The sequence below is a fragment of the Photobacterium sanguinicancri genome, from assembly GCF_002265265.1.
Taxonomy (GTDB): domain Bacteria; phylum Pseudomonadota; class Gammaproteobacteria; order Enterobacterales; family Vibrionaceae; genus Photobacterium; species Photobacterium sanguinicancri.
This window is the reverse complement of sequence record NZ_NOIF01000248.1, coordinates 1-5,441: the sequence shown is the minus strand read 5'-3', so window position 1 is coordinate 5,441 and position 5,441 is coordinate 1. Positions and strand designations below refer to the sequence as shown.

Annotated in this window: 7 protein-coding genes; 4 read left to right on the top strand and 3 right to left on the bottom strand. The window is 40.1% G+C overall.

Annotated elements, in window-relative coordinates:
- Positions 1-89 precede the first annotated feature (89 nt).
- The 3 genes from ASV53_RS22310 to aroQ all read left to right on the top strand — a co-directional run bounded on the left by ASV53_RS22310 (position 90) and on the right by aroQ (position 1,942).
- The gene (locus ASV53_RS22310) at positions 90-704 is read left to right on the top strand and encodes a porin family protein (RefSeq protein WP_094958736.1); all 615 of its coding nucleotides are present in this window, start codon (positions 90-92) and stop codon (positions 702-704) included.
- 186 nt (positions 705-890) lie between these two features.
- On the top strand, positions 891-1,352 hold the full coding sequence (locus tag ASV53_RS22305; RefSeq protein WP_062692150.1) for a TetR/AcrR family transcriptional regulator: 462 nt from the start codon (positions 891-893) through the stop codon (positions 1,350-1,352).
- 98 nt (positions 1,353-1,450) lie between these two features.
- Entirely contained in the window at positions 1,451-1,942 is a 492-nt protein-coding gene (aroQ, locus tag ASV53_RS22300; protein ID WP_083541023.1) for a gamma subclass chorismate mutase AroQ, read from the top strand.
- 153 nt (positions 1,943-2,095) lie between these two features.
- Here aroQ and ASV53_RS22295 read toward each other — a convergent pair whose 3' ends face one another.
- A complete protein-coding gene (locus ASV53_RS22295; protein ID WP_094958735.1) occupies positions 2,096-3,136 on the bottom strand; it encodes a porin in 1,041 nt (346 codons plus the stop codon).
- A gap of 644 nt (positions 3,137-3,780) precedes the next feature.
- On the opposite strand from ASV53_RS22295, the gene ASV53_RS22290 reads away from it, so the two are divergent.
- Positions 3,781-4,140, top strand: a complete 360-nt coding sequence (locus ASV53_RS22290; protein WP_062692155.1) for a RidA family protein — start codon at positions 3,781-3,783, stop codon at positions 4,138-4,140.
- Positions 4,141-4,268: 128 nt separating this feature from the next.
- Here the strand turns inward: ASV53_RS22290 and ASV53_RS22285 are convergent, their stop codons facing one another.
- Together ASV53_RS22285 and ASV53_RS25610 are read right to left on the bottom strand one after the other, a co-directional pair.
- On the bottom strand, positions 4,269-4,820 hold the full coding sequence (locus ASV53_RS22285; protein WP_062692157.1) for a 3'-5' exonuclease: 552 nt from the start codon (positions 4,818-4,820) through the stop codon (positions 4,269-4,271).
- A gap of 110 nt (positions 4,821-4,930) precedes the next feature.
- Positions 4,931-5,441, bottom strand: a 511-nt coding sequence (locus tag ASV53_RS25610) for a BrxR family helix-turn-helix transcriptional regulator (protein WP_189337944.1), incomplete at its 5' end; no start/stop codon positions are given.

The following is a 5,441-nucleotide window of genomic DNA, read 5'->3' as shown; positions in this document are numbered from 1 at the left end:
TACAACTTACATATTGAAAAATAATAATTATCCGAAAATGAAAGTGTGCATCGCTAGCTCACTGTGTTTTTAAGGAATAAGGTTCATTCATGAAAAAGCAATTTCTGGCAGCAATTTTACCGTTCTTAGTATCCTTCTCCGCAGCAGCAGAAAACACGGCAATCGACAGCGATGCTGCAAACAATGAGAGTCTACATTCAGCATTGGCTAACACTGATGTTTCAGGTTTTCGAGTAGGTGCGGGCGTACTAAACCACGATTCAGATGATCTGCTCGATGACGCGACAGGCTATGTCATTGAGGCGGGTTACGACATTAACAAAATTTTTGGTGTATCAGGTCGTTATTCAAATGCTACCTTCGATAATGATAATACCCAGAATCCATCAAAACTTCCGGGTGATGTTGAAATTTCAACATTTGGACTCTACACCGATATTGGCTATACCCTAATTGGGCGGAATAACTTTACAATAAAACCGTACGGCCTACTGGGTGTTGAACGTATCGCCGTTTCTACCGATTTAGGCAATGAGCGTTTTGATGACAGCGAATATGCCTTTGCAATTGGTACAGGTGTAAGAGCGACATTCAACAAACATTTCGTACTTGCAGCTGAGTACAAATTCTCGTCGGTCGACGTACCTGAATATAACGACCTGGATCTGGATACTTTCTCGTTAATCGTCAATTACAAGTTCTAATCAACACGTAAACTACATGCCTAATGAGTCTTCGTTGGGCATCTTCTTGTTTCAGTTTGTCACTCTAAACTCAACGTACTCGATACACAGTCATAGAGATAACCACATATAGCCCTATCTTCATTTAGCATCTACTCTATGCTTTCGTGTAGAATTGCACGCTTAACGCTTAAGAGAACGATTAAAATGCCACGAGTTAGTCAGGAAGTTGCGGCGCAGACCCGCCAAAAAATCATTGATGCTTCTTTTTCGTTATTAGTTGAGTACGGTAACGATGCATTAACTTTTACGAAAATAGCCCAAGCGGCAAAAGTCAGTCGTTCTGGTATCAATGCGCACTTTAAAAAGAAGTCTGAACTGTTAGATGCCCTCAAGCCCATGCTAAAAAAAGTGATCACCGATAAGCTTGATTTCACGAGTGGGAAAAAATTCTTTGAAAGCTGGAAGGATGCCATCGATAACGACAGCTATTTTCGTAATGTTATCGCACATGCGAATGCACTGTGTAATGAACAAGAAGGCGTTGCGGGACTGATTGAGCTTATTGGTGGGGATGATGAAAACCCTGAAGATCATATTTTAATGGCTATCGGTTATGCCGTTATTCACTGTGCAAAATCTGGCAATAAATCAACATGCTGTAAATAACACTACCAATGTAACACCGCGCATAGTACACAGGATCCAACTTAAATTGGCGCTACCGTGTGTAAATTAATCACTTTATACCTTTATATTTTTTATCCATGACAACTTATACCTCACCTGCTAGCCAAGACCTCTTTACAGCGATAAATCTACGCTTAAGCTTCATGAAAGCGGTGGCCTTATATAAGGCGACGCATCATCAACCAATTGAAGATCCTTTACGAGAAGAAATCGTATTAAATAAAGCCAAAGCAGAAGCAATAGAGAAAGGATTAAACCCTGAGCAATTGGAATCTTTCTTTAAAGCACAAATTGCGGTTGCAAAGGCAATTCAATACCGACACCGAGCCGATTGGTTATCACTGCCTTCCAGCAGTTTACCACGAGATCTTCAGAACGATATTCACCCAACACTCATTACTTTAGGTTCATCAATAACAGAGCATATTGCTGACTATATAAGAGAGAATAGGGCTCTGACATCGAGCGATTTTGATGCTTTTAATCAAACGATCACCACAAAACATGTGACAGACCGCGACAAACAGCTACTTTTCATGGCACTAGTGGCAATCAAAAATAACGATTAATCACGCGCTCAACTAGGTTCAGGATAAATAATAAATCAGTAACCCAAGCGATTTACAGTGTGAATTTTCGCCCCCCCCCTATCCTATAAATGAAAAAACCCAGCCTAAATAAACAGGCTGGGCAAAAAGAAAAGACTCAGTGGTTGCTACGTATTACCAGTAAACACGTGCACCGATTGCGTAGCGACTCTCACCATCTGTTGATGCGATGCCAACGAAAGAATCAGATGCTTTGTTAGTGAAACCTAAAGTATCACCGTCTGCATAGCTGTATTCTGCATATACGCGTGCCCAGCTATTAAAGTGGTAATCAGAACCAAGGTAGAAGTTTTTACCTTTACCGTCAGCTACCGTACTGTCTTCTGCTTCTTGAGTCACATATTCAAAACCAGTGTATGCCGTTGCATTATCAGCCCAACCGTAAGTTGCACCTAAGCTATATGCATTTTCTTTGATTTTGTCTGACGTGTCTTTTTCATCAAGTGTCGCGTTGTAGTAAGTAAAGCCAATCAGCGCAGCACCAAATGTGTATTCAACTGTACCTTCAAAATACGTGTTCTGTAGGTCATGTTTAGTTTTTGATTTATCTGCAAGTGTCACTTCAAACGTTTTATCGCGGTTTTGACCACCACCGACGTGTAAGTTAAAGCCTGCAACACTGGTACCTGCGTATAGCTCTGCTAGCTCTTGGTTTGAATCATCTTGATCAAGACCATAGTTGGCAGCAACCCAAAAGCTTTCGCCTTCGTAGTTATATTTGATTAGCGAGTCGTGACGAGCGCCAGATAAGGTTGCGTGACGAAGACCAGTACCACCGAAGAAGTAAGAGTAATCAGCACCCCATACATCATCTGATACAACCCATTGGCGACCAAAAGAGAATTTACCAAAATCTGTTGCTACACCTGCAATGTGTAGACGGTTTTTCATTACGTAGTCGCCTTTGCCTTGAAGGCCAAATTCAACCTTACCAAATACATCAACGCCTTCAGCGATTGTGTATTGTGCAGCAACACCTGCACGAGAAGAACCAGCACCAAGGGTGACTTCTTTATCTTCACTTTTTTTCAATTCGGTACGTAGTTGACCGTAAAAGTCGACGGATCCTTCGTCTGACTTATAAATTTCTGCCGCTGACGCCATGTTAGCCACAAGAAGAGAAGGGATTGCTACTGCTAATAGTGTTTTTTTCATCATACGATCCTGTATTATTATTTTCCTTAATTGCACATTCTTTCCTGAATCTGCTGACAAAAAACTAACAGGAAAAAAATGCTGAGACAACAGCCAATCGCACAACAAAATCACAAAACTTTAACAAAACAAGATATAAACTGAATGGAACCACCACATACATTGAAACTTAACCGCCATGTTTTATTCAACAAAGCAGAGTAATAAACGACCACCAAAAACAACATTTATAGCACGAACCCCCACAACACAAGACCTCAACCAAGCACATAAAAAACCAACAACAAGAATAAACAACCAGTAAAACATGTATATTGATGCACTTAACTCCGATTACTTTTTATAAAATAACTCGCACCACTTATGCTTTTTTGTTCTAGATAATTAACAAAGTTTTTGAACTTTTTTGTTTTGGTTAAACTACATGCATAGATACTTATGCAGGCAATATTCCTATTAAGCTTATATCCCCTATGTTCATTGCCACTGCAGCACATGATTAGCCCTAGCGACAATCTCGACAGGGATCACATTTGCATTGCAAGTAGCCACTTTACTGGTATAACATCAAACAAATTTTAATGATGGCGATATGAACTTATATCGTTATTACGACAATATATGAAAACAATAAAGGCTAAATGATGACAACGATTCAACGTGAACAAACTAACCAACGCATGAGCAAAATTGTTAAACATGGCGATACTGTTTATTTATGTGGTCAAGTCGGTATTGCGGGTGAAAGCGTTGCAGACCAAACAAAAGAAGCTCTTCGTCGTGTGGAAGCATTATTAAATGAAGCAGGCAGTGATAAACACCACATGCTGCAAGTTTTAGTTTGGCTTGCGGATATGGCTGATTTCCAAGAAATGAATGAAGTATGGGACAACTGGATGCCAGAAGGCGATGCACCAGCGCGCGCTTGTGGTGAAGCTAAATTAGCTCGTCCTGAGCTAAAAGTTGAATTAATTGTTACTGCGGCGCTAAAAGACACGCAATAAGCAATTTATAGTTACCGAAGAGACATTCGTGGCTTTTTGTCACAACAACTCCTTGATAGCTTCCTACAAAAATGCCGCTGATAAATCAGCGGCATTTTTAGTACTGAATACAATTTAGCAAATGAGAGTTACTCTACCTGTTGTTCTGGCAAAAATAAGGTCTTAGTTAACCTAGCAAGGTTGTAAGCATCAACATAACCAGAATGTTGGCGCCCTTCCCATTCAACGCCCGCCATTTCCATTGCTGCACGCTGACCACAACGTTTTTTCTTTACGTGTCTCTGCATGCGAAACAAGGTTGCAATATTTAAGAATTCTTCGAATGGAACTTTAAGCCCTTTCGCTTCACACTCAGCACGTAAAATACGATCGTCATGGCCCCAAGCAGCATAAATTTTATGACGCCCGCCAAATTTTTGTTCTATCGATTTCAAAATAGAGCCTAACGGCTTACCATTTTTTGCAATAACTTCAGGCTTAATGCCCGTCAGTTCTGTACAAAAATAAGACACTTCATCTTGCTCTGGCAATACATAATGTTGAGCTCGGCGAACAATCTCACCACTCTGGAGATCTAATTCAGCGACACCGATCTCAATGATTTCACCTGTCCGAGCTTTGCGCTCATCATCCCAGCAACACATTTCGAGGTCAAAACAGACGATTCGGGTATAATTCATTATCTTTCCAGCATGGAGCACCTAACAGTCGCCTAGGATACCATTTTCTGGATTTAACATCAGCCTATCGATGCGAATCATGTCTGTGAGAGAGCCTCAGGACATGGTGATTATAATCTTTCATCTTTAATACAATGTAACCCATAGACAGCGTTGATCTGGCTTGATGCCCTCGTGACCGCCATGTTATAGCATGCGTCTTTTCTTTCAAATTCTATGTACAGCTCTCCACATATCACTCCTATCGTTACGTCATCACAACCATATTCAATTAAGGCTTCAGAAATTCTTATCAACTCCTGATCCGTATTCTCATTACAATTAGCCGCGATGATTTGGAACCTATACGTATCATATTCATCATCATCGACTATCATCGTTTTTCCAGAAACAAGCTCAATCGATCTTATGAACAGACTTGGATCACCATTTAGGAACATTGTGTGGAAGTAGCCATCAATAATCAGTGAGTATTCACAGCGTGAATCATCATATACAAGATTATAATCAGTTAAATCTTCATAGCACCTAATGAGCTTTTGACATTCTGATATTGATATAGAAAAAGTATCTAATATATTGCTACGTTTTACTTTTCCGTACTTTTTAATCATTGATTCA